Consider the following 24,063-nt stretch of genomic DNA (forward strand, 5'->3'; position numbering starts at 1 on the left):
CATGCAGTTTACCTTTCACCCCGTACCCTTCTGGATTATCACAGGGTATTACCTCATCATCAATATCGCGCTGTTTTGCGCCATGGCCCTGGATAAAAAACGTGCCATTCGCGGCAGACGGCGGGTGCCTGAAAAAACATTGTTCCTGATGGCCATTTTAGGGGGCAGCATCGGGGGCTTTGTTGGCATGTTTACACAGCACCACAAAACAAAACATATTTCTTTTTATGTAGCTTATGGCTTAACAGCTGCCATGCACATTTTCCTGTGCTGGCTGCTGATGAGTACATTCGCTTTTACAGCATGAAAAATCGAAAACACGGTACTTCTCTAAGAAGATACCGTGCTTTTTTTATTTTACGCCGAAAACATGTCTGCCGATGGTGGTGGTGATGGGGATACTCCAAATCCAGCGGCTGGTGGCTGTGACAGGATTCCAATAATACAGGGCACCATTGGTGGGGTCCCAGCCGTTGAGAGCATCTCTGGCAGCGTTCAGCGCCGTTTCGTTGGGGGTCAGGTAAAACTGCTTATCCTCCACCGCATCGAAAGCACCGGGCTGGTAAATGACCTCTGCAATGGTGTTAGGGAAGTCGGGACTTGCCACCCGATTCAGCACCACTGCACCCACTGCTACCTGACCTTCGTAAGGTTCCCCACGGGCTTCCCCATGGATGATAGATGCCAAGAGATACAAATCCTCATCATAATCATCGGTGCCTGTTTCTCCTACGCCGCTGGTGCCGGTGCCAATGGAAATACCCAGACGGGACAGGGTGTCGCTGCCGGCAATGCCGTCCACTTTCAAGCCGTTATCCGCTTGAAACTTGCGAATGGCTTCATATGTTTTGGTGCCGTAAATGCCGTCGGGCGTGTCTGGATAATACCCCAGCTGTCGGAGTTTCTCCTGGGTTTGGCGCACCAAATTCCCACGGGTACCCCAGGAAACCAATTGGGTTACAGTCACTGCCTCCGGCTGGCTTGCCTTCTCCACCATGCCCCACGCCAGCACTAGAAGTGCCAGCAAACATACCAAAACACATTTTCTCCTGCCTTTTTGCCCCATTGCCTGCGCTCCTTCCCTTTTTTAGTCCCCCTGCCATATTTCCACGATTTTCAGCTTGATTTTCGGTGCCTTGTTGGTCTGTTCCGCCGCGGAAACCACTGCGTATTCCTCTGGTGTCAGATTTTCCTGCAATCTTTCCCGCCCTTCGTCCGTGGGTTCTCCCCATGCGGCGTCCACATAACACATCTGGGGGTACAGGACACACCACCAGTTATGCCCTTTGGCTTTTCCTATCTCAATGCGCACCGCATCATAAACCCCAGCGGGAAACACCAGATTTCCATAAGTCTTTTCGGGGAAATCCTCCTGCACCAGAGATACGGAAACGGGATAATCATACCCCTGTCTGGCGATTTCCGCCGCCGCTGTCTGACAGATTTCTTCTTTGTATGCTGCCAAAAGTGCCATGCTCTCCCCTTTTGAGGTACAGACTTCCAGCTTTTCCCCAAAAGAAGCAAGGACTGCGTCCCGCACGTCCAGCTTCAGATTCTGGTCTGCTGTGGTATCACTGTTTGCCAGCACATGAAACCGCACCACGCCATCGGCAATGCCCCGCTGGATATTTGCCGCATAAACCCCAGACCAGAGGACACAGACCAAAACGCCCCCCACAAGGGCTGTCACCCCATATTTCCACTCTTTTTTCCAAAAGGCCTGCACACGCAAAGCCCATAAAACCAATGTTTTCATGCTCTCCCACCCTTTTTTCTCTTTTGATGGAGAGAGTATGACCCTGTTTTTGGGATTTTATACCTTCTCTTTATCTGGTGCGTCCTGTATCCTGCAATTTCACTTCACAGTCCACCAAGACCTGCAAATCCTGCCAGTTTTCGCCTAACTTTGCCACTTCCGGCGCCTGCCGCTGACACTCTGCCCAAAGACCAAACACATCCCCGGCGGTGGTTTCTTTCGCTCTTTTTATTGTATTTTCCAAATCTGTTTTTATGATGTCCCCGAAAAAATTTTCCAGTTCCCGTCTGGTATTTCCGTCCAGCAGGGATTGTCCGCCGCTGCCTGTGAGGGCACCGGAAACCTTCACATTGACCTGACAGGAAAGCCCTTCCGCTGTTTTGGCAAAATCAAAAGAAACTTTGTCCTTTCGGATTTCCAAAGGCAATACCGTTCCATTCCAGTTGCCTTGGATGACGGCACCGCTGCCTTCCCCCAGCAAAAGCAGATGTGCCTGTTCTTCCGCCGCAGGCAATGAAAAAGCATAGGCTCCATCTGCCAAAGCAATGCCGCCGTCCAAAGAAAGCCCTTCCTCCGTCTTTTCTATACGGGGCAGAACCGTACTGCCGCCCTGCTCACCCAATTCTGTCAGGAGCATATCCAAATCCATGCCACGGGTCACAGCCACCTCCTGGGCGGTATTCTTATAAAAATCCCAGAGGAACAACCCCGTAGAGCTGTCCGCCTCCGCAATGGCATTCACACAGGCATCCGCGGCGTTTTCCGTGCCCAGCACCATGACTTTTTCCGAGAGAGCATTGCCACGCTCCAATTCTTCCAGAACCGCTTCAAAGGCTGCTTTGTCTGCCAATAGGCTTTTGCCGAATACCACCGTCCGCAGCTGTCCCAAATAGACCTCCCGGGAACTGCGGCTGTCGGCGTCTGCCACGGCTGCCGTCAGGGTGTCCCCCTTTACCCGATATACGCTTTGGGCATTTCCTTCGGTGGTCTTGGCAGGGGCAAAGGTCACCAGCAAGCCATCTTCTCCTTTATCAATGCCCATGGTGATGACGTAAGCCCTATCCTCTGGGTCTCTGCCATCCCAACATCCTGTCAAAAGCAGCGGCAATAGGGCTATGAGGGCAAATTTAAGCTGTTTCACGACGTTTCCCCCTTTCTTTGACTATCCTTACGCCTAAAACCAAAAGAGGCAGGAGCGCCGTTGTAAGGGCGCTGAAGATAGGCTGTATTTTGTTGCGGAAATCATAAGCCGCTGCCAAGTCCTGGGGAATCATGGCACCGATAAACAGCAAAGGCACCCACAACAGCAGCCAGTACCGCCGTCCCTGTCCTGTCTGTCGGCACAGACGTACACAGCAAACACTGCCGAAAAACAGCACTCCAGACACATAGAGAAAGGCGGAAACCATCCAGAACCAAAGCAGGAGGATGTCCTGTCTGCCCAGAAAAATGCCAGAAAACCGCACACGCTCCATGACCTGTACCGTAGGGAAAATCTTATGGGACAGGGATTCCGCTCCATAGACCGTCAGGCAAAGAAAAGTTGCCGCCGTCATGAGAAATGTAGTCAGCAGGCAGACAGCAAAAAGGCTTTTCTGCCCTTTTTCCGGTTTTTCCAGAAAAGGCGGCAGAAACAGCAGGAATATCATTGCCTGAAACAAGGGCTGCACATAAGCCGCTCCCCGACGGAGTCCATCCAGCTTCGGCAGTTCTACCGGCAGGAAATAAGCCTCTCCAGCCGTCAGACCAACGGCAAACAACAGCAGTACAAAAGGAGGAAATACAAAGAAAAACAGGATTTCCGCTCCCCTTGCCTGCCCTTCGATGCCTCTTGCCACACCAAAGGCGGATAACGCCAGCAAAGTGCCTACCATCAGCCACAGGGGCGTATGGGGCAGCATGGTGCTGCGGAGGATTTCCGTAAAAATACGGACTTCCAGCATGGCATCCACAGCGATTTTTCCGGCGATAAACACCGCCAGCACACTGCCCAGTACACCACCGAAGGTATTGCGCAGCCATTCCACCACCGTCCATGTAGGCTCTTTTTTGCCCAAAAGAGTCAGCACCAGAGAGAAAAACGCCGCCAGCAGACCGCCGATCAGCATCACCAGCCAGCAGGCTCTGCCGCTTCCCTCTGCCAATTCCGCAGGCAAAAACAGAGATGCCGTTCCCAGAAAATAAAAACAGAACAGCGCCTGCATCTGCCGCAGGGAAATTTTATGGTTATCGGAAAACATCAGCGTTCCCCCCTTTTCTTCATGAAAATGGACTGCCGTTTCAGCCATGGCAATGGCAGGCGGAACAGGCTGTCCTCCAAATCACGATAGTGGTTCACGGAAGCGGAGCAGAAGGGATAAAGATAAGGAATCCCGTAAGAAGAAAGCCCAGCCAGATGCACCACCAGCAAAAGGATGCCTGCCCAGAAGCCATACAGCCCCAATGCGGAAGAAAGGAAGATCACCAGATATTTGCTCAGCCGCAGACCGGAAACCACAGAGATATTGGGAATGACAAAGGAACAGATTCCCGTCAAAGCGGAGATAATGACCACCGCCGGACTCACCAGACCTGCATCCACTGCCGCCGAACCGATGATGATGCCACCCACAATACCAATGGTGGCACTGACGGGTGAAGGCAGACGCACCCCTGCTTCCCGGAGCAATTCAAAAGCCAACTCCATGGAAATGACCTCCACCGCCACAGAAAAAGGGATACTCTGTCTGGTTGTAGCAATTTTCAATGCCAAAGACGTAGGCAAAAGCTCTGGATGATACACCGTCAGCGCCAAATACAGCCCCGGCAATGCCACTGCCACAAAAGCTGCCACATACCGCATAAAACGGATGAGGCTCATAATCTCCCAGCGGTCATAATAATCCTCTGCTGCCTGGAAGAACAGATTCAGTGTCACCGGCAGCAGAATCACAAAAGGCGTATTATCCACCACCAGCACCACACGTCCCTCCAGCAGTGCCGCCGCCGCTTTATCCGGGCGTTCTGTCATTTGTAATTGGGGAAAGGGCGAGAACTGCCGTTTTTCCAAAAGCTGTTCCAAAGAGCCGCAGTCCAGAATACTGTCTGTTCTGAGACGTTCCAGCTGACGTTTTGCCTGCCGCAGAATTTCCGGTCGCACCAGATCAGAAAAATACATAAGGGCAACGTCGGTCTTTGTGCGGCTGCCAGCTTTGGTACGCACCACTTTCAGCCGTGTATCCTGTATCCTTCTGCGGATAAGCACCAGATTGAATGCCAGAAGCTCCGTAAAAGCGTCCTTGGGACCCTGTACCACCACTTCTGTTTCCGTATGTCCCACGCCACGGTTGGGATAGCCCCTCGTAGACGCCTGCAAGGCAAAAGAGCTCCCCTCCATAAAAATCACTGTATCCCCTGCCAGTACCCCAGCAGCGGCTTTTTCAATGGTATCCACCTGCTGCACATCACGATTGGCAATGACGCTTTCCATAAGCCCCAAAAGCCGTTCTTCCGTTTCTGTGTCATGACAGCGGTTCATGATGTTGGTCATGATGGCATCTTCCACAGCGGTGGTGTTTACCATATTATCCACATAGACCAGAAACAGCTGTCCCTGGCCTTCTGCTGCCGCAAAATCACGGAACACAATATCTCCGCAGTCGGCAAACAATTCTTTCATGGCAGCTCGGTTTGCCGCCAGATTTTTCCCGATTTCCAAAATCCGCTCACCTGCCTTTTTCCTATAGTCTTGCTGAAAGGCAGGCGGATTATACCTTTTTTCCAAAAAGACGCAAAAAGCAATATCCCATTCAGAAAACATAACAAATAAAATCTGCATAAAGCAAGAAAGCCAAAATCCTTATGATCACAAAGGATTTTGGCTTTCTATGTTTTCTTATGAAGATGCTCACAAAAGGAGGGCGTCCTTTCGGACGTCCTCCAGAAAACATCGGTTTGGATAAATTTTGAAAAGAAATCAGGTGTGTTTCGTCTTATCTGTTTGCATTCATGTAAACAGTTGTTGTTTTGCCTGTTGTAGGATCTGTATCCCATGTCAGGTCTGTTACGCCCAGAGCTGTTGCCAGGTCACGCATAGGCAGGAATGTTCTGTCATTTACGATTTCCACGGAAGAGCTTGTGGGGATGGAGCTGCCGTTTACATACATTACGGAAGAACCAGCTGTCATGGAGATGATACGATCACCGTACAGGATTGTGACTGTTCTTGTTGCCTGATCCCACAGTACGTTGTTGTTGTCGATACCCAGGGATGTGGAGATTGCTCTTACAGGCAGCATGGTGTAGCCTTCTGCGTTGATGTATGCGGGTGCATCCAGTGTTACCTGTGTTTCACCAGCGATCAGGTAATTTTCACCGATGGGAACTGTCAGTTTTGTTGTGAAGCCTGTTGTGTCGCTGCCAGCTGTTACGATGTTAACGAAACCAGCTTTTACTGTGTAGTCGATATCATCAGATTCATCGCCTACGAATACATCTGTACCAGCTTCTGCCAGCAGTGTTTCAGGCAGGTAGCCTTTGTCGTCTGCATCGTAATCGGAACCGTCAAAGCTTTCTGCTTCTTCTGCGCTGTCTACGCCCAGCATTGTCAGAGCGTATGCATTCAGGTCATAAGCACCTGCAGGCAGGCTTCTGTCCATGTACAGTGTCAGGTCGGATACGGTTACTGTTGCGGGTTCGTCATCACTTTCTTCGTCGATTGTGAAACGGATTTCACCGTCTGTTGTTTTTACGTTCTTCACGGACAGGCCGCTTTCGTCATCAGGTGTAACGGATGCGTCATCGTCAAATTCGATTTTGTCCAGTGTCAGAGCAAATTCAGAACCTTTTTCCCACAGACCAGCTTCTGCTTCAGTGATTACAACATCTGTAGGGATTTCTGTGTTTCTGTAGTCGATTGTCAGGTCATTCTGCTGTGCAGATACTGTGTAAGGTTTTACGAATTTCGCAATAGTTACTTCCTGTTCTTCCATAGCGTCGCCGGACAGTGTCAGTACAACGTCGCCTTCAAAGTCAGGGTCTGCTACCAGTGTGAATGTGAAGTTCAGTTCGTAAGGATCGTTGTCGGAGTCGTTTTCTTCAAAGATACGTTTGTCAAATTCGAAGTATTCGTATTCGCCTTCGTCATAGGCATTGATGAAGTCTTCTTCATCCAGTTCCAGACCATTGTCTGTTGTTACTTCTACGTCTGTTGCGTATACGCCTTCAGGCAGTGTCAGTGTGAATTTCTTTGCGTTGTCCCAAGCGCCTGCGAATGTTTCTTCGATGGTTACTTCCAGAGATTCGTGGTCACTGTCGTCTGTGATACCTGTGTTGTCAACGTCAACGCCGCTGTAGATTACGGGAACGTCTTCGTCTTCGTCAACACTCATGGATACTGCGTAGTCAACAACAGTTGCTACTTCTACGGACACGCTGTCATTGCCAGAGGCAGACACCTTGATGGTTGCTGTAGAGCCTTCTTTTGCGGAAGTTGCTTCTACCTGGATGCCGATAATTGTCAGTTCATCCACTTCACCGGAAATGTTGCTGTCGACAGTGATGATGATTTCATCATCGTCATAGCTTACAACAGGGTTGATTTCTGTGCCGTCTGCTTCAATGGTGATTTCGTTGCTTGTGCTGTTGGCGAATTCAAAACCGCTGTTCAGTTTCAGTTTGATTGTGTCGCCTTCATCAACCACTGCTGCCATGTTCGCACCTACGGAAGGTTCGATTTTCAGATCTTCAATGGTTACAACTTCTTCCACTGCAACGTCTTTCAGTTTCTTTACGGAAGCATCGATGCCCTTGGATTCGATGGATGCGTATACCAGATCATCGCCGTTTGTAATAACGATATCACTGGAATCTACTGTTACAGTTGCCTGTGTGTTTTTGGATGTTTTTGTCAGCTGGGAAGTCAGGTTGTAGGACAGTACATATCTACGTTCCATCTGACCAACCAATGTGAATGTCAGGTTGTCTGTGTCGCTGATATCCAGATCTGTGATATAGACATCTGTTCCAGCAGCGTCAGTCAGTTTGTCGCCACTTTTTGTCTGAAAATAAGCGACACTGTCTGTGTCATCCCATACCAATGAATACTGAATGTTATCATCATCTTTCAAGTAAATCAGTTCATCCAGGTTTTCCAATGTGGTGCTGTCTTCATCAATAACGTTACCGCTTTCATCCAGGAATTCCGCATTATCCAGTGTCAATTCAATTTCTGCGTCAGGTACACTGGTGCTTGCGTAGTCTGCTGTGGTAAATGTCATCTGTAATTCCGCTGCATCGGATTGATCAATTTTACCGTCCGTGCTTTCCATTTCCTGTTCTGTGTAGTTTTCGCTGCCGACTACCTTAGCAGTAGCCTTCACGTCGCCAGTGGCTGCAAATGCTGTTGCCGGCAGCAGGGAAGCTGCCATCACAGACGCCATGGCTAATGAGATAAATCTCTTCATGTCATTTCCTCCTTTTGCTTCTGTAAAAATGTCGTTGCATAGTTATAAAACGAAGATGCATTTTTTCGCACAAAAGACATACATACCTTGAAAAATCCCCCAGACCATTTCCTCTGTCCCCCATGATTCCAAACAGAAGTCACAATCTTATTCCCATATTCTTCAAAGCAAAATCTGCATATTTCCTGCATATTTTGTGCGTTTGAACTTTGCAACGCTATTATATCCGTAAAAAAAAAGATTGACAATAGACTTTGCCAAACTCTAATTTCAATGTAAAATTACTGAAACATAAGTGGAGAAAACCTTGATTTTCCGCCATTTCTAAAAATTACAAAAAAAGGACGTTTCTCATAAAAACGTCCTTTTTTCTCATAATTCTCTTATCATTTGCTCATTTTTGGCTCATGCGGAAGTTTTTCCTGTTGTGCCGCTGGAGAGCAGTTCTGTATTTTCGAACTGATAAATCTGCATGTCGTGGGCATATTCCAGCTGTGTCACAGCGTTCTGTGCCTGTTCCACTGCCAGAGCTGCCTGGTCTAATGTAATGGCTGTTGTATTGCCCGCTTTATAATTTACTTCTGCCGCTCGCTGTGCTGCTTCTGCCTGTTCCAGTGTGGTCACTGCGGAGTCATACTGGCTTTCCAAAGACAGGATGGAATTATAAGCATTCTGGATAGCAAGTTCCTTGCTGTCTTTAGTGGTTTTCAGGCTCCGTTTCGCTTCCTCATAGGAATGCTTGTTATTGGCAGAGGTTGCGTTGGAGGAGGACATAGACATGTAATTCTTATTGAATTCCGCGTCTTTCACAGCCTGTTCCTGCAATTTGATGGTATAGTCTGTGTTCATTTTGTTATTGATATACTGTGTCATGGGCTGAGGCAGCTCATAAGGGGCATATTCCACGTCATAAACCAGTGTATAGTCCTTTTCCCTGTCCTCGCCAATGAAGTTATAGAAGGACAGATATTCCTGTTCCAGGGCCATTTCCAGCTTTGTCACGTTATACTGTGCCTGTTCATAATCGGAACGCAAGGTGTTCAGGTCATAATCGCTGAGCAGTCCCAGCTGGTTTTTGCGCTGTCCCTGTTCCCACAATGTCTTTTTCACTGCCATATCTTTTTTCGCCAGTTCCAAAGAACTCTGGTCACTGAAAATGGAAGTGTAGTAATTCTTTACCGTTGCTTCCAAAGAAATTTTTGTCAGTTCTTCAGAGTAGCGGTTTTTGGTCATGCTGCTGCTGATGTTCTGAATGGAGGAATAGATGGCATAAATGTCATCGTCCACCCACTGCTGATAAGATACGGTGGGCACGGAGAAAGAACCTGTGATATCCCAGATATCTTCCTTCAGATCCTGCAAATAATCGGCTGTTTCTGCCACAGAACGCAAATCAGAGCTGTTTTTGGTAGCCAGTTCCACTGCTTCTTCAAAAGTCAGTTCTTTTTCCTTCTGGGCTTCCAGTGCCTGCGCTTCTTCTATGGTCAAAATTTCCGTAGCGGGGATGGATTCCTGAGGCTTTTCTGCCGCAAATGCTGTGGTAGATACCAGCAAGGCAGCCATAGCCGTTGCCGCAACGGTTTTTCCTTTGGCAAAATATTTCTTCATCTCTCAAACCTCCTATGGGTAATATCCCAAGATATGTTTATAGTAAAACCAATTATACCATATTCTCAAGAAAAAAAATAGGTACTTTCATATTTCTTAAATATTTCTTCGGGAAAAACAAAAAATCGCCGGCAAAAGCAGGACAAAAATAAACAGCCGGAATCCTTTGTGCATCAGAATTCTGGCTGTTATTTTTTTTAATGGGGTAATCTTAATACTGTATTTCTACCTAACTTATAGGCGCTCTTTCCAAAAGGAAAAAAGGCTCCCGCAGGAGCCTCTTTTCTATACATAAGGGTTTGGAATACAACGGATGCTTATTTGCCGCCGTTCAGAGTCGCTGTTTTTGTAGCCTGATCCCATGTGATATCTGTTACGCCCAGTGCGTTGCCCAGATCTCTCAGACCCAGGAACATTCTGTCGTTTGTGATTTCAACTGCTGCTGTAGCAGGGATCATAGCGCCGTTTACGTAAACAACTTTCTGACCATAAGTCATGTTGATGATCTTAGAACCGTACATTACTGTAGCTGTTCTTGTGGACTGATCCCACAGAACGTTGTTTGTGTTGATACCCAGAGCTACTGCTACTGCTCTCAGAGGCAGCATTGTGTAGCCGTTTGCATTGATGTATGCGGGAACGTCGATTTCTACTTTGTTTTCACCGGATACCAGGTATTTTTCACCAACGGGTACTACTACTTTAGTTGTGAAGGAATCTGTATCTTCACGACCTGCTGTGATGATGTTTACAAAGCCAGCTTTTGCTTTTACGCTGTAGAAATCATCGTTGATGTCAGCAACCACACGTTTTGTTGTGGATTTGCCCAGGATATCCTGAGACAGGAAACCGTTGTCTGCGATAGGTGCTTTCTGATCTGTAACTGTTTCTCTGTTGCCGTCAGCTGCGCCCAGCATTACGGGAGAGAATACATCCAGGTCATATGCGCCTGCGGGCAGGTTTCTGTCCATGAACAGTGTCAGACCGGATACTGTTACTTCTGCGGGTTTGTCATCGCTCTTAGAGTCTACTTTGAAAGTAACAACGCCTTTTGTTGTTTTCACGTCTTTTACTTTCAGACCGCTCTTATCGTCTACTGTTACTTTTGCATCAGTATCGAAGTTGATTTTATCCAGAGACAGAGCGAATGTTACGTTCTTATCCCACAGACCAGCTTCTGCTTCTTTGATGACTACATCTGTAGGAACTTTTGTGTTTCTGTAGTCGATCTGCATGTCGTTCTGTTTTGCTACTACTGTGAAAGGTTTTACGAATTTAGCAACTGTTACTTTCTGTTCTTTCAGAGCGTCGCCTGTCAGAGTCAGAGTAACATCGCCTTCGAAGTTAGGGTCTGCAACCAGAACCAGAGTGAATTTCAGTTCAGCTTTATCTTTCTTGGAAGGATCTGTTTCAGCCCAAGTTCTCTTTTTGAATGTCAGTGTTTCGTAATCGCCTTTATCGTAAGCGGTTTCGAACCATTCTTTTTTGTCTTTTACATCCATGTTGTCAGCTGTGATGCTCTGAACATCAGCGATGTAAACGCCCTGAGGCAGTTTGAATGTGAAATCTTTTGCATTGTTCCATGCGCCGGGGAATGTTTCTTTTACAGTTACTTCCAGAGCTTCGTGGTCGCTGCTGCTTGTGATACCAACGTTTTTCACGTTTACGCCGCTGTAGATTACGGGTACGTCTGCGTCTTTATCAACGGACAGTACAACTGCGGAATCAACAACTTTTGCAACTTCTACAGAAACTGTGTCGTTGCCTTCAGCGTAAATTTTCAGAGTAGCTGTAGCGCCTGCTTTAGCGGAAGTAGCTTCCACTTTCAGACCGGAGATTTTCACATATTCTGCGCCTGTGATACCACCTTTGATGTTTGCGAATGTCAGTTCATCGTCATCCCATTTCTGGTCAGGACCAGCTTCGCCTTTGTTTGTAGTCAGTTTCACATCAGATTTTGCGAATTCAAAACCGCTGCTCAGTTTCAATCTGATGCTGGAGCCGTCTTTCAGAACTGCGCCCAGAGTATCGCCCACAGCGGGTTCGATTTTCAGTTCTTTCAGTTCAACCACTTCGTCGGGAGCCACATCAACAGTATCTTTTACGGATGCTTTGATGCCTTTGCTTTCAACGGAAGCGTATGTCAGATCAGAACCATTGGAGATTGTGATATCGTCGGATTCAACAGTTACTTTTGCCTGTTTGCCTTTGGAAGTTTTGTCCATTACAGAAGTCAGATCGAAAGCCAGAACAGTACCTCTCTGCAGTTTACCGCTGATGGTAACTTCCACTTCGTCTGTATCTGTGTATTTCAGGGATGTTACTTTAACTTCGTCTTTGCTATCGTATACATCGAATGTAGTATCTTTTACGCCTTCAGAAACATTCTTATACTGTGTTTTGTCACCTTTGATACCGATAGACAAATCACCTTTGTCCGCAATTGCGCTGCCGGATTTGTAGAAATCCGCGTTGTCCAGGGACAGTGTGTACTTTGCTGTAAATTCTTTGCTTGCAGAATAGTCAGCTGTTGTAAATGTCAGCTGTACTTCAGGACCGGATACTTTTTTGTTTGCACCTTTTGCATTCTCGATCTCGTCCTGTGTGTAGTTCTTGGAACCCACAACCTTAGCTGTAGCTTTTACGTCGCCGGAAGCCGCAAATGCAGCCCCTGGAACCAGGGATACGACCATAGCCGCAGCCATCACCATGGAAAGAAATTTCTTCATGGTTCATTCCTCCTTTTGTCTCGTCTTTTCATCTCTTTTTCGTTTCATAATTATACAACGAACCTGCCACTGGTCTGTACCGCCTCTCTACCGTCCGCCACAGGCAAAAACGGCACCTCGTGCACTGCGGTTCATTCCCCCATTCCGCAAAGAGCCTCGGATTCCTTGGTACAATCTTCGTCTGTGCCGAAGAGATACAGAGAAAGCACAGATTTCGTATGCAAGTTCATTATACTTATGCACAGCATTTTTGGCAAGAGGAAATTTTGGATGTAACAGAACTGTAACCTTTTCATTGTTTTTTAAGCAAGAAAAAAGTGCCATTTTTCATTGATATATCAACGTTTTTTTGCATTTGCAGAAAAAGTTGTCTTATAAAAATCTTACGAATTTCCTACATACCGACTTCACGGTATACGAAAAGATACACTAATAATATACAATAATTTACTTATATAATACATATGTATACGAATGTAGTAGGAAATATATGGAAAGGGAAAAACGGAAAAAAAGAGCGAAAATACATATCAAAAAGAAAAAAAGGAAACCAAACACATGAAGGACTATATGATACCACAGAAAAAACAACAAAAAAAGACCTCCTCAAAAGAGGAGGTCTCTTGTTCTCACAAAGGTTTTACACTTAGAGGGAACAAATTATTTGTTGCCGTTCAGTGTAGCTGTCTTTGTAGCGCCATCCCATGTGATGTCTGTTACGCCCAGAGCGTTACCCAGATCTCTCAGGCCCAGGAACATTCTGTCGTTTGTGATTTCAACTGCTGCTGTAGCAGGAATCATAGCGCCGTTTACATAAACAACTTTCTGACCATATGTCATGTTGATGATCTTAGAACCATACATGATTGTAGCTGTTCTTGTGGACTGATCCCACAGAACGTTGTTGGAGTTGATACCCAGAGCAACTGCTACTGCTCTCAGAGGCAGCATTGTGTAACCGTTTGCATTGATGTAAGCGGGTACATCGATTGTTACTTTGTTTTCGCCGGAGATCAGGTAAGATTCGCCAACGGGAACGACTACTTTAGTTGTGAAGGATTCTGTATCTTCACGACCAGCTGTTACGATGTTAACGAAACCAGCTTTTGCTGTTGTGCTGTAGAAATCATCGTTGATGTCAGCAATTACTCTAACATCATCCTTATCATCGATATCAGCACCAAATACAGGTACGCTCAGGTAACCTTTTACATCATTAGCTGCTGTTTCACCTTTAGCACCCAGCATTGTATTGGAATATACGCTCAGGTCATAAGCACCTGCAGGCAGGTTTCTTTCCATATACAGTGTCAGATCGGAGATTGTTACGGATGCAGGTTCATCATCGCTTGTAGCAGCAACTTCGAAGCTAATTACACCCTTGTTTGTTTTTTCGTTTTTGATTTCCAGACCGGATTTGCTATCTACTGTGAATTTAGCATCATCGTCAAATTCAATCTTATCCAGAGCCATCTGGAATGTTGTGCCTTTCTTCCACAGACCAGCTTCTGCTTCTTTGATCACTACGGATGTAGGGATATCTGTGTTTCTGTAGTCGATCTGCAGGTCGTTCTGCTGAGCTTCTACTGTGAAAGGTTTTACAAATTTAGCAACTGTTACTGTCTGTTCTTCAACAGCGTCGCCTGTCAGTTTCAGAGTTACATCGCCTTCGAAGTTAGGGTCAGCAACCAGAACCAGTGTAAATGTCAGTTCGATAGGATCCTGTTTTGCATCGGGATCTGTTTCTGTCCAGCTTCTCTTAGCAAATGTCAGTGTTTCAAAATCGCCTTTGTCGTATGCATTTTTGAACCATGTGTATTCGCCGCCATCAGCTGTGGAGTTATCCAGATTAGGGCTCTTTACATCAGCAACATAAACACCTTCAGGCAGAGCCAGTGTGAATTCTTTGCTGTGGTTCCAAGCGCCAGCGAATGTTTCTTTGATTGTTACTTCCAGAGATTCATGTTCGCTGTCATCTGTGATACCTGTGTTGTCAACGTCAACGCCGCTGTAGATTACAGGTACGTCTTCGTCTTCATCAACGGACATTGTTACTGCATAGTCAACTACTTTAGCAACTTCTACAGATACTGTATCGTTACCTGTAGCATAAACTTTCAGTGTAGCTGTGGAACCTGCTTTAGCAGAAGTAGCTTCTACCATCAGGTTTTTCACTGTCAGAGTTTTTGTAGCATCCAGACCAGTTTCAGCAAATGTCAGAACGATTTCGTCTTCATCGTAGCTGATGTCTGTAGCTGTTGCACCATCCAGTACTACTTTTTTGTCAGTTACGTCTTTGTTAGCAAATTCGAAACCGCCGTTCAGTTTCAGTTTGATTTCTTTGTATTTGTTGCCATTGTTATCTTTGGATGTAGATACAACTGTACCCAGATAATCGCCAACACCGGGTTCGATTTTAACATCTTTCAGTGTAACGATTTCTTCTGTAGCAACATCTTTTGTATCTTTTACAGATGCTTTGATGCTCTTAGCTTCTACAGAAGCATATACCAGATCGTCGCCGTTTGTGATTCTGATGTCATCGGAATCAACGGAGATTGTAGCTGTTTTGCCTTTGGAAATTTTGTCCATTACTGTGTCCAGACCAATTGCCAGAACAGCGCCTCTGTCCAATTTACCTTCCAGTGTCACTGTGATTTCATCAGCATCATTCTGACCTGCAACAGAAGGCACTTTAAGCACTACATCAGCACCATCCAAACCTGCACCAGTGAAAGTAATAGTTCTGATACCGTTTTGAGCAGCAGCCTCCTGACCTACATATACAGAACCATCTACTTTGACATACATATCGTTTGCTTTCAGGGAAGTACCTGCTACAAAGTATGCATTGTCCAGTGTCAGGTCGATGTCAGCTGTAAAGTCAGCTGCTGTGTAATCTGCAGTAGTAAATGTCAGCTGCAGTTCAGCATCGGAAGCCACACTGTTAGCAGTTTCGATTTCTGTTTCTGTGTAGTTCTGAGCATCAACTACTTTAGCTGTAGCTCTTACGTCGTCAGCTGCCGCAAATGCTGTTGCGGGCACCAGAGATACGACCATAGCCGCAGCCATTACCATGGAAAGAAATTTCTTCATGGGTTCATTCCTCCTTTAAAATTTTGTTTTTCGTTTTGTGTTCGTTTTATAATTATACAACGAAGCGCATTTCGCTCTGTGCCTCTGTCGTTACTGCCGCCCGATTGAAGCAGCTCCTTTGGGTCCGTCAGTCCCCTCTCCCCATTCCATGAGGATTCCTTCTTCGCCGCCGGCTCTCCTTCGCCCGTTTGTCAGGAACGGACAGAACGTACAGATTTACTTTGCATGACTTATATTATCAGGCAGTAAACTTTTTGGCAAGACTTTTTTTCTAATTGTAATATAACTGTAATTTTGGTGTAAATTAAGGGTTTTTTCATGTAATATAAGTGTTTTCTCATAAAAAGTTATCCACTTTTCCACAGGGTTATCCACAATTCTGGGGATAAGTCCTGTGGGCAAGACGGGCAGCGTCCCAGTCACATTTCGCAGAAAAAAATTTGTTTTTTCAGAAATATGTTGCAATTTGTGAATTTATTTTTGTTTTCTTTTCGATTCGCGAATTTTCTTTCTATTTCTTCACACAGCAAAAAGACCTTTTGGAAATCCAAACGGCTTTTATTTTTTGAGATACTCTCTCAGAAAACAAAAAAAGCCGGAATCTGTAAAAAAGATTCCGACTATTTTCATTTTTATCTATATTTCGTTTTTCAGCTGTCACATTTCCCTTTCTTAAAGGATTTGACATTATGCTTTCTGTTTGTACAGTTTCTGCACCAGTTCGAATTCTTCCACGATTTCTTTTTCAGGCGCAGGTGTTGCCAGGCTGACGATGATGTTCACCAGTGCACCAAAGACAAATGCGGGCAGCAGTTCATAGATGCCGAAGGCACCGCCCAGAGGCGCAACGAGGTATTTCCAAACGAATACCATAACACCGCCGGCAATCATGCCTGCCAGTGCGCCGTATTTATTGGAGCGTTTCCAGAACAGGGCGAATACCACCACAGGACCGAAGGATGCGCCGAAGCCTGCCCACGCAAAGGATACGATGCCGAATACGGAGCTGTCCGGGTCACGAGCCAGGAAAATGGCAATGACGGAAATCACACATACAGTGATACGCGCAATGGTTATGGCTGTTTTTTCAGAAATATTTACTTTAAAGAAGCCACGGAGCAGGTTATGGGACACACTGGAGGATGCAGCCAGAAGCTGAGAGTCCGCTGTGGACATGGTGGCTGCCAGAATACCAGCCAGAATGATGCCGGCAATGAAAGCGGCAAGCATGCCTTCCTGACTGAGCAGGTCCGCAATGCGCACGATGATGGTTTCGGATGTGGAGCCTTCCAGGAAAGGAATAGCGCCTGCTTTTGTCATGGCATAGCCAACGATACCGATGCTGACAGCGATGGCCATGGAAACGACTACCCATGTGGTCGCCACACGGCGGGAGAGTTTCAGTTTTTCTCTATCCTCGATTGCCATGAAGCGCAGGAGGATATGGGGCATACCGCAGTAACCCAGACCCCAAGCCATAACGGAAATGATGGTCAGGAGGCTGTAAGGAGCGGCGGTGCCGGTCACAACGTCATAGGTTTCGGTCATATTCAGATAACCGGGCAATGCCTGGGCATTGGTGATGATGGTATCCCAGCCGCCGGCTACTTTCACACCGAACAGCAGGATGATGATGATAGCGACAGTCATAAAAATACTCTGCACCAAGTCGGTGGCACTGGCTGCCAGGAAGCCGCCGGTTACGGTATAGCCCACGATGACAACGGCGCTGATGACCATTGCCAGAACATAGTCCATGCCGAAGATGCTGCTGAACAGTTTGCCGCAGGCAGCGAAGCCGGATGCTGTGTAGGGAATGAAGAACACGATGATAACAATGGCCGCGATACACATGAGGATATTTTTGTCATCACGGTATCTGCGGGAGAAAAAGTCAGGCACGGTGATGGAGTTATCCGCCACGTGGGAGTAGATACGGATTTTCTTGGCAATGATGAGCCAGTTGAAATACGTACCGATGGCAAGACCAATGGCTGTCCATGCAGCGTCCGCAACACCGGTGAGGTAAGCGACGCCGGGCAGACCCATGAGGAGCCAGCTGCTCATGTCAGAGGCTTCGGCACTCATAGCCGTTACAAAGGGACCAAGCTTTCTGCCGCCCAGGTAAAAGTCATCTACATTCTTATTTTTCTTTGAGCAATAGATGCCGATGGCAAGCATTGCGATGAGGTAAATGGCGATGGCAAGCATAATACATACTTTTGCTGATAGCATTTTCTCAAATCCTTTCATAATTAATAGAGAGAAAAGCATTTTTTCGGGTCAGTCCTCCCGTTGCCAATCCGAAAAAAGGCTTTTCGTCTTACATTCACATGCAGTATACCACAAAACAAATTAGACTGAAATACAGAATGAAGTATAGAATATAGTCTATACGTTTTTTGACTATAAATCAAATTTTTATGATAAATACAATAAAAATAACCAGACGAAAATATAGATAAAACAGTCGGAAAAAAATAAAATTATATTTTTCTGAAGAAAAAACAACAAAACGGAAGAAAAAAAGAGAATTTCCGGCAGAGAAATCTTCCGCAGAAAATAAAAAAGGCTGAAATCCTTCGTATGAAAAAGATTTCAGCTTGTTTTTGAGAAATTCAGTCTTTGCGAAATCCACCCATGAAACGGGGCATCATTTCCGCGGCGTATCTGCTGAGGGAATATTCCCCGCTGCACAGACACCAGTCGTAAATGAGGGCACGTTCACAAAGGGCATAGGTCTTAACGAACTCATTGACGGAAATATCGTCCCGCAGCTCTCCTTTCTGCTGCCCCTCGGCGGTGATCTGCCGCAGGAGTTTATAATACACGCGGTTGTGATCCATGAGGTGACGCTCACCGGTGGTGATGAGCTGGGAAGAATAAAGCCTTGCCAGCAAATCCAGAGAAATGCTGTTGTCAATCATACGGAACATTTCCCGATTCAGGTACATGAGTTTATCGAAGGAATGCATATCTTCCTTTAATGTAGGAATGAGTTCTGTATACTTATCGTCGAACAGTTCCGACAGAGAGCCAAGAAGGGCATCCTTGCCATTGAAATAATGGTAAAAAGAGCCTTTGGATGTGCCGGACTCCTCCACGATTTCCTCCACGGTGGTGTCATCATAGCCCTGCTCGTAAAAGAGTTTCCAAGCGGCGGCAATGATGCGGCTTTTGGTGTTGCGGTTGTTCTTTTTTGCCATAGAGGTACTTCTCCTTTATACTTTCTTCCATTTCAGGCTCACCAGGTCATGCTCCTTGATGGCACGCACCAGACGGGCTGGGAAATCCTCCGCCAGAATATCTCCGGCGTCCAGCAGTTCAATGCCCAATTCCTGAGCGCGTTTATATGTACCGCTGTTCTCGGCTTTTTCCCGGCTGAATGTGACCATGACCCCTTTGGAAAACCAGCCGCCCACACGTTTTTTGGCAATGAGCAGTTCGTTAAGGGCTGCCGTATCGGCACTGCGTAACTTGCAGGAAATGAACACCGGCAGGGATTGCTCCATCAAAATCACATCGATTTCATTGCCAGCTACCACTACGCCATCATAGGCGTTCCAGTCAATCATGGTGCCCAGTTTCACATCATCAAACACGCCGGATTTCTTCGCGGCGATATACACATAAAGTTCCAGCCAGACCCCATAGCCTGTACAATACTGACGGTCATCCACGGAACAGAAGGAAAACCGCACCCGTTCCCCATCCATAACCAGATTTTTCAGGAAGCCTAAGCGCTGGAATTCTTTCAGAATGGCTTTGTCGGGATAGGTTTTCTTGCCGTTTTTCATATAAATCAGTTCTTTGGAGTCCATATAGACTTCATGGGGCAGATATCTTGCCGCTACAGTCTGGAGATAACTGCATGTATGCTTCCATTCCTCCAGATGGCGGAAGAGATACCGCGCCATTTCCCAGATAGCGTCAAAACGTTCCGGTTCCGGCGGACGATGGGACTCGCCGATGAAACATGCCCCTCTGGCGTCCACAAAGTCCTCCAGAGATAATGTGGCCGTAGGCGCAACGGTTTCGTCTGTCAAAAGGTCTGTGATGCGGTTATGCACCAAGTCCGTATGGATGAGCCTTGCACCTTTTTCCATACCGGCACGGAAACCGGCAATGACCATCAATTCACTACCGCCTGTCAGTTCCAGAAAACAATTCTCGTTGTTTTCGATGACCTGGGCAGTTTTGCGGTAAATTTTATCCATGGACAGAATGTCCACAGGGTATCTTTCCAATGTAATATGGGGAATATGCCGCTTAAAGCAGGTATGCAGGGCGCGAAACGCCGTCATATCCTGCATGCCGCTGTCATAAAGAAAAATCACCTTATCGGGATGCAGTGTCAGCGGCCCCATGATATTTTTCAAAACGTCTTTGTCATAATATTCAATGAGTGTTCTTGTCACTGGTATCCCCCCAGTTTCTTTATTCCTCAACAACCAATTCTTCTTCAAACTTTACATCCGGTTCGGGCTTTTCTTCTTTCTTATTATGACCGAAAACAGCGCCGAAGTTCAATTTGTTCACAACGCCGGGTGCCATGTCGATAAGCTTGCTGACAGCGTCCTGATTCTTGATGTTGATCAGCTGTACACTGCCATTCTGGATTGCCAGCACGGCGGAAGGTGTGATTCTGGCACCCATACCGCCAGCGGAACCGCCGGAATCTTTGCCTCCCAGACCAACACCAACGCCAACTTCGATCAAAGGCAGCAGTGTCACATCGCCAATGACAATGGCTTCTCCCACAACGGTTTTGGTGGAAACCAGTTCGTCTACTTTTCCGAATAATACATCCAATGAAGTGTCAAATTCTTTACTCATGCTGTTTTCTTCCTTTCCACAGTGTCATAATCAAACGGCGTACGGGCTTCGCCAAGGCAAAAGCCAGTGTGCTGTAAAGGAGATAGCCGGGAACGATTTTCCCTTTCACCCGCACAACGATGTTTTCCGCTGTAGCTTTGGCAAAATCCCCTTTGATTTCCAGATCTTCGCCGAATTTTCCTTTCAATATGCCTGCCATTGCAAGGAGATACCCTGTCCAGACAGGGTCCCCCGTACCAAAGGTACCTTTGATGATCAGGTGCCCCGGCAGGATGCCCTTTGCCATGCGCTTGATGAATTTCCATAGGGCTTTGGCAATGCCTTTTTTGTCCTCCACCGCCAGAAGCTGTTTCCACAGGGGATTTTCTTCCTTTTCTTCTGTGTCCTCCCCTTCTCCGGTGAAAAAGGCTTCGTCCAGATCGTCGGGGATGCCCTCCGCTTTGGGTTCGGTGGGTTTTTCTTCTTCAATATCTTCCAAACGTACCCGCCGCATGCCCTGTTTTTTCTGCATGGGACGGACGGTATTGGATTCTTTTTTACTTTCTTCCGGTGCTTCCTTAGGAATTTCCTCTTTTGGAGGTTCTGCTTTCGGAGGTTCTTCCTTCTGGATTTCCTCTTTACGAATTTCTTCTTTCGGAGGTTCCTTTTTCGGAATTTCTTCTTTTATAACTTCCTCTTTTACAACTTCTTTGGGAACTTCCTGCTCCATAACCGGTCTGGGCGGCGTATCCTTTGGCGGCGCTGCCTTTTCCCGGGTGTAAATCAAATCCCCCTCTTTCTGGGGACGGGGTTTCTTCCGTTTTTTCCTTGCGGCTTTGGCTTTCGCCTTCTTTTTCTCCAGCAAGGATTTCCCGAAGATAAGCAAATCCACAAAAGGCTCTTTATCCCCCATCTGCCACCTTGCCACCACCTGCACAAACAGCCATTTCACTTGACCGTCTGCCCGGATGACGTCGGTTTTCTCGCCCCCAGCCTCATAGCGAATGGGCGCAAGAAGTACCACCAGCATGATAAGCAACAGAAGGCATATCAGCGCCAGCAGGAAAATCCCTATGCACTTTAATAGAAACAACAATACGCCAATCAATGGATTTCAACGCTCCCATTCTTCTCTTCCGTCAAGTAATTTCTGCCCCAAAGGCGCAGGATGATTTCCGCCCCCACAAACAACAGGAGGCACACCCCCAGAAACACACCGCCAATCCAAAAGGCAGTGTCACTGAAAAAGCCTTCAGGCACAATGTTGATGAGCCGGTCAACCCGCTCATCCAGTATCCAGTCATCATTATCAAAAAATATCAGATGAAACTGGGTAAAATATTTATTGAAGTCTGTCAGCATCAATGCCACCAGCAAGCCGCAGGCACCAAAAAACACACCAATGCCCGCCTGCAGAGTTCGGAGGAATGTCCTTCCTTTTTTCTTTGCGAACATGATAATGGCCATTGCAAGGGTAAACACCAAACAGCCGTTTCTGATGTCCAGCCCTGCGGAAAAAAGATTTTTCACATCCACCATGTGACGGATTTCCTTTTCACTGAAAAAAGGCAGTTCCTCTCCGCCAATGGGAACGGTCACCTGTAATTCTTCCCGCTTATCGTAAAGATATGCCATCATTTCCTCTGTCAGATACAAAAGGTCATCCATTTCCATATCCACCCGTTCCAGAACGTCATATTTGGCGTATTCCTCCCGGAAATAATCCATGGAGCTGACACGCCACTGGACACAGGTCAAAAGAATGGCAGGCATCAACGCAAGGGATGCCACAAACCCCAAAAATCGCCAGCCGAATTTCTTCACTTCATCATCCTCTTTTTATTGCAGCCACGCCGAAGGGTCTGTCAAATCCCGCCCGGCTTTCGCCGCCTCTTCCAGCATGTAGCACAGCAGGTCAACGGCTTCATGCCGCCCCATGGCAACACCGGCAATGATGCCTTTGCGGCTGCGATATTTCTTTGTGAACAGCTCTTTGGAAGAGAGGATTTCTATGCGGTTTCTGTCCGCAAAATACACCAGACAGTACAGACGAAAAACAGGAATGTCCCGTTTCAGACTATAAACCACTGTACCCAGATTTCCCACACTTTCTCCCACAAACAGGTTTTCAATGAGCTGCATGCCGTGCCACCGCCTTTCTTCCTTTGTTTTGCTTTATTATAGCAGATATGCCGTCAAATGGAAATATGTATCCCAGCCAAATCCATGGGGTATGGTGTCACAAAAAAAGCATATCCATAAAAAACAGAATACATACCAAAAGAAAAAGCACAAAACCATGGGGTTTTGTGCTTGCAGGGTGTCGAAAAAATCGCCACCCTGTCGTCAAAGTCTCATTTCATTCAAGACTTTGACGAGTAGACAGAAGTATAAAGCAGGAGTCCCATCGGCTTAAAGCCTTGAAACTCCCGCTTTTCCTCGTCAGAAATGAATTCTGACTGCGGATTGAATTTGGGACACCCCACACCGCAAGAGATGCGGACAGCCATTTATGGCTGGCATTTGCGGAGCAAATGTGTTGACCCCACACCGCAAGAGATGCGGACAGCCATTTATGGCTGGCATTTGCGGAGCAAATGTGTTGACCCCTTTGTTTCCCAAGCCCTTCCGCGTTCTTGCAAAAGTGTAAAATATAGTTTTTTAACAGTATGAGCACAAAACCATGAGGTTTTGTGCTCATATCTTTTACCACAGCGCCTGATCCAGCAGATTCCAGTCTTTCTTCGGGTACATTTCCAGCAGCTCCCGATACTGGTCTTTGGTCAGCCCCGGTGTGTTCACATAGAGCGATACTTTCTCGTCGGTGTTGGCACGGGAAAACCGTTCTTTCAGCTTTTCAAAGTCCTTATAGTCCATGATCCTTCTCCTTTCCATCCGTTGTCTGCCTTTTTCTGCCTTTATAGAGCTCTGCCAGACCAACGGCAAAGAGAAAACCGCCGAACAATTTCCGCAGCAGTTCTCCCTCCAGCCACAATGCCAGCAAAGCTCCGGCGGCAGCGCCCAGAAGTCCTGTCCAAATGAGGGATTTTGCCACAGGCGTTTCCACACTCCCATTTTTCACATGGGTCACAAGGGCAACAGCTGCCGTTGGCAGAAAATACAGCAGATTCACGCCCTGTGCCTGCTGCTGGGTCACGTCCGTCACCCAGAGAATCACGGGAATGAGGATGGCGCCGCCGCCAATGCCCATACCGCTGACGATGCCTGCCAGAAGCCCCGCCAGCAATACGCCTAACACAGCACCATGCGGACGGCTGCCGCAAGGAGAAACAAGCCGAAGATACGGTGGAGCCACATGCCGCTGAGTCTTCCCAGCAGTTTGGCGCCGATTCTTCCGCCAATGATACCGCCGCCGGAAGCCCAAAGGGCAACCTGCCATGCCATTTCCCCTTTCCAGAAATAAATCAGGAGAGAAAGGACGGAAAGCGGCAGTATCACCGCTATGGCAGTGGCGTGGGCTTTATGTGTTTCCACACGGAGGAACCGCTCCATGGCAGGCACCACCAAGGTACCGCCGCCGCTGCCGAAAAGCCCATTGACAAAGCCTGTCACCAGCCCCGTCAGGCGTATTTTCCCCTTTTCGCCCATGGCTTAC

At 47.0% G+C, this 24,063-nt stretch carries 20 protein-coding genes; 1 reads left to right on the forward strand and 19 read right to left on the reverse strand.

Features of this window, described 5'->3' with window-relative positions; genetic code table 11:
* Position 1: 1 nt before the first annotated feature.
* Positions 2-307: a DUF1294 domain-containing protein gene (locus INF29_RS05350; RefSeq protein ID WP_193485102.1), complete on the forward strand. Its 306-nt coding sequence runs from the start codon at positions 2-4 to the stop codon at positions 305-307.
* Between the two features lie 45 nt (positions 308-352).
* Here INF29_RS05350 and sleB read toward each other — a convergent pair whose 3' ends face one another.
* From sleB to INF29_RS05445, 19 genes are all read right to left on the reverse strand, one after another.
* Complete coding sequence (gene sleB, locus INF29_RS05355) at positions 353-1,036, reverse strand: spore cortex-lytic enzyme (RefSeq protein ID WP_330391053.1); 684 nt, start codon at positions 1,034-1,036, stop codon at positions 353-355.
* A 51-nt stretch (positions 1,037-1,087) separates the two neighbouring features.
* Positions 1,088-1,756, reverse strand: coding sequence for a stage II sporulation protein R (spoIIR, locus tag INF29_RS05360; protein WP_193485104.1), 669 nt, complete (start codon positions 1,754-1,756; stop codon positions 1,088-1,090).
* Positions 1,757-1,826: 70 nt separating this feature from the next.
* Entirely contained in the window at positions 1,827-2,897 is a 1,071-nt protein-coding gene (locus tag INF29_RS05365) for a Ger(x)C family spore germination protein (RefSeq protein ID WP_193485107.1), read from the reverse strand.
* A complete protein-coding gene (locus tag INF29_RS05370) occupies positions 2,884-3,996 on the reverse strand; it encodes a GerAB/ArcD/ProY family transporter (RefSeq protein ID WP_193485109.1) in 1,113 nt (370 codons plus the stop codon). Before INF29_RS05370 ends, INF29_RS05365 begins: the two co-directional genes overlap by 14 nt.
* The gene (locus INF29_RS05375) at positions 3,996-5,453 is read right to left on the reverse strand and encodes a spore germination protein (RefSeq protein ID WP_242949181.1); all 1,458 of its coding nucleotides are present in this window, start codon (positions 5,451-5,453) and stop codon (positions 3,996-3,998) included. Before INF29_RS05375 ends, INF29_RS05370 begins: the two co-directional genes overlap by 1 nt.
* 274 nt (positions 5,454-5,727) lie before the next feature.
* Entirely contained in the window at positions 5,728-8,199 is a 2,472-nt protein-coding gene (locus INF29_RS05380) for a copper amine oxidase N-terminal domain-containing protein (protein WP_193485111.1), read from the reverse strand.
* A 405-nt stretch (positions 8,200-8,604) separates the two neighbouring features.
* The gene (locus tag INF29_RS05385) at positions 8,605-9,807 is read right to left on the reverse strand and encodes a TolC family protein (protein ID WP_193485113.1); all 1,203 of its coding nucleotides are present in this window, start codon (positions 9,805-9,807) and stop codon (positions 8,605-8,607) included.
* Positions 9,808-10,124: 317 nt separating this feature from the next.
* Positions 10,125-12,536, reverse strand: coding sequence for a copper amine oxidase N-terminal domain-containing protein (locus tag INF29_RS05390; protein ID WP_193485115.1), 2,412 nt, complete (start codon positions 12,534-12,536; stop codon positions 10,125-10,127).
* 660 nt (positions 12,537-13,196) lie between these two features.
* A complete protein-coding gene (locus tag INF29_RS05395) occupies positions 13,197-15,632 on the reverse strand; it encodes a copper amine oxidase N-terminal domain-containing protein (protein ID WP_193485119.1) in 2,436 nt (811 codons plus the stop codon).
* Positions 15,633-16,319: 687 nt separating this feature from the next.
* On the reverse strand, positions 16,320-17,867 hold the full coding sequence (gene putP / locus INF29_RS05400; protein ID WP_193485121.1) for a sodium/proline symporter PutP: 1,548 nt from the start codon (positions 17,865-17,867) through the stop codon (positions 16,320-16,322).
* Between the two features lie 383 nt (positions 17,868-18,250).
* Positions 18,251-18,838 carry a TetR/AcrR family transcriptional regulator gene (locus tag INF29_RS05405; RefSeq protein WP_191343718.1) on the reverse strand — a complete coding sequence of 196 codons (588 nt, stop codon included), beginning with the start codon at positions 18,836-18,838 and terminating at the stop codon, positions 18,251-18,253.
* 15 nt (positions 18,839-18,853) lie between these two features.
* Positions 18,854-20,050, reverse strand: a complete 1,197-nt coding sequence (locus tag INF29_RS05410; RefSeq protein WP_193485123.1) for a Card1-like endonuclease domain-containing protein — start codon at positions 20,048-20,050, stop codon at positions 18,854-18,856.
* Positions 20,051-20,069: 19 nt separating this feature from the next.
* Entirely contained in the window at positions 20,070-20,468 is a 399-nt protein-coding gene (locus tag INF29_RS05415; RefSeq protein WP_087988380.1) for a GerW family sporulation protein, read from the reverse strand.
* Positions 20,461-21,555, reverse strand: coding sequence for an energy transducer TonB (locus tag INF29_RS05420; RefSeq protein WP_193485126.1), 1,095 nt, complete (start codon positions 21,553-21,555; stop codon positions 20,461-20,463). Before INF29_RS05420 ends, INF29_RS05415 begins: the two co-directional genes overlap by 8 nt.
* Positions 21,552-22,271, reverse strand: a complete 720-nt coding sequence (locus INF29_RS05425) for a TIGR01906 family membrane protein (protein WP_193485128.1) — start codon at positions 22,269-22,271, stop codon at positions 21,552-21,554. The genes INF29_RS05420 and INF29_RS05425 overlap by 4 nt, the downstream gene beginning before the upstream one ends.
* Positions 22,272-22,286: 15 nt before the next feature.
* Complete coding sequence (locus INF29_RS05430; protein ID WP_191343721.1) at positions 22,287-22,589, reverse strand: hypothetical protein; 303 nt, start codon at positions 22,587-22,589, stop codon at positions 22,287-22,289.
* A 564-nt stretch (positions 22,590-23,153) separates the two neighbouring features.
* Positions 23,154-23,324, reverse strand: a complete 171-nt coding sequence (locus tag INF29_RS05435; RefSeq protein WP_022255016.1) for a hypothetical protein — start codon at positions 23,322-23,324, stop codon at positions 23,154-23,156.
* Entirely contained in the window at positions 23,314-23,763 is a 450-nt protein-coding gene (locus INF29_RS05440; protein ID WP_330608287.1) for a sulfite exporter TauE/SafE family protein, read from the reverse strand. Before INF29_RS05440 ends, INF29_RS05435 begins: the two co-directional genes overlap by 11 nt.
* Positions 23,700-24,056, reverse strand: a complete 357-nt coding sequence (locus INF29_RS05445; RefSeq protein WP_193485131.1) for a sulfite exporter TauE/SafE family protein — start codon at positions 24,054-24,056, stop codon at positions 23,700-23,702. Before INF29_RS05445 ends, INF29_RS05440 begins: the two co-directional genes overlap by 64 nt.
* Positions 24,057-24,063 lie beyond the last annotated feature (7 nt).

The organism is Anaerotignum lactatifermentans, from assembly GCF_014982935.1.
Classification (GTDB): Bacteria; Bacillota; Clostridia; order Lachnospirales; family Anaerotignaceae; genus Anaerotignum; species Anaerotignum lactatifermentans.

What these genes read in the sequence shown, in the direction of transcription:
- INF29_RS05350 (WP_193485102.1), top strand. Translation starts at nt 2, where the DNA reads ATGCAGTTTACCTTTCACCCCGTACCCTTCTGGATTATCACAGGGTAT.
- spoIIR (WP_193485104.1), bottom strand. Translation starts at nt 1,756, where the DNA reads ATGAAAACATTGGTTTTATGGGCTTTGCGTGTGCAGGCCTTTTGGAAA.
- INF29_RS05370 (WP_193485109.1), bottom strand. Translation starts at nt 3,996, where the DNA reads ATGTTTTCCGATAACCATAAAATTTCCCTGCGGCAGATGCAGGCGCTG.
- INF29_RS05380 (WP_193485111.1), bottom strand. Translation starts at nt 8,199, where the DNA reads ATGAAGAGATTTATCTCATTAGCCATGGCGTCTGTGATGGCAGCTTCC.
- INF29_RS05385 (WP_193485113.1), bottom strand. Translation starts at nt 9,807, where the DNA reads ATGAAGAAATATTTTGCCAAAGGAAAAACCGTTGCGGCAACGGCTATG.
- INF29_RS05390 (WP_193485115.1), bottom strand. Translation starts at nt 12,536, where the DNA reads ATGAAGAAATTTCTTTCCATGGTGATGGCTGCGGCTATGGTCGTATCC.
- INF29_RS05395 (WP_193485119.1), bottom strand. Translation starts at nt 15,632, where the DNA reads ATGAAGAAATTTCTTTCCATGGTAATGGCTGCGGCTATGGTCGTATCT.
- putP (WP_193485121.1), bottom strand. Translation starts at nt 17,867, where the DNA reads ATGCTATCAGCAAAAGTATGTATTATGCTTGCCATCGCCATTTACCTC.
- INF29_RS05405 (WP_191343718.1), bottom strand. Translation starts at nt 18,838, where the DNA reads ATGGCAAAAAAGAACAACCGCAACACCAAAAGCCGCATCATTGCCGCC.
- INF29_RS05415 (WP_087988380.1), bottom strand. Translation starts at nt 20,468, where the DNA reads ATGAGTAAAGAATTTGACACTTCATTGGATGTATTATTCGGAAAAGTA.
- INF29_RS05430 (WP_191343721.1), bottom strand. Translation starts at nt 22,589, where the DNA reads ATGCAGCTCATTGAAAACCTGTTTGTGGGAGAAAGTGTGGGAAATCTG.
- INF29_RS05435 (WP_022255016.1), bottom strand. Translation starts at nt 23,324, where the DNA reads ATGGACTATAAGGACTTTGAAAAGCTGAAAGAACGGTTTTCCCGTGCC.
- INF29_RS05445 (WP_193485131.1), bottom strand. Translation starts at nt 24,056, where the DNA reads ATGGGCGAAAAGGGGAAAATACGCCTGACGGGGCTGGTGACAGGCTTT.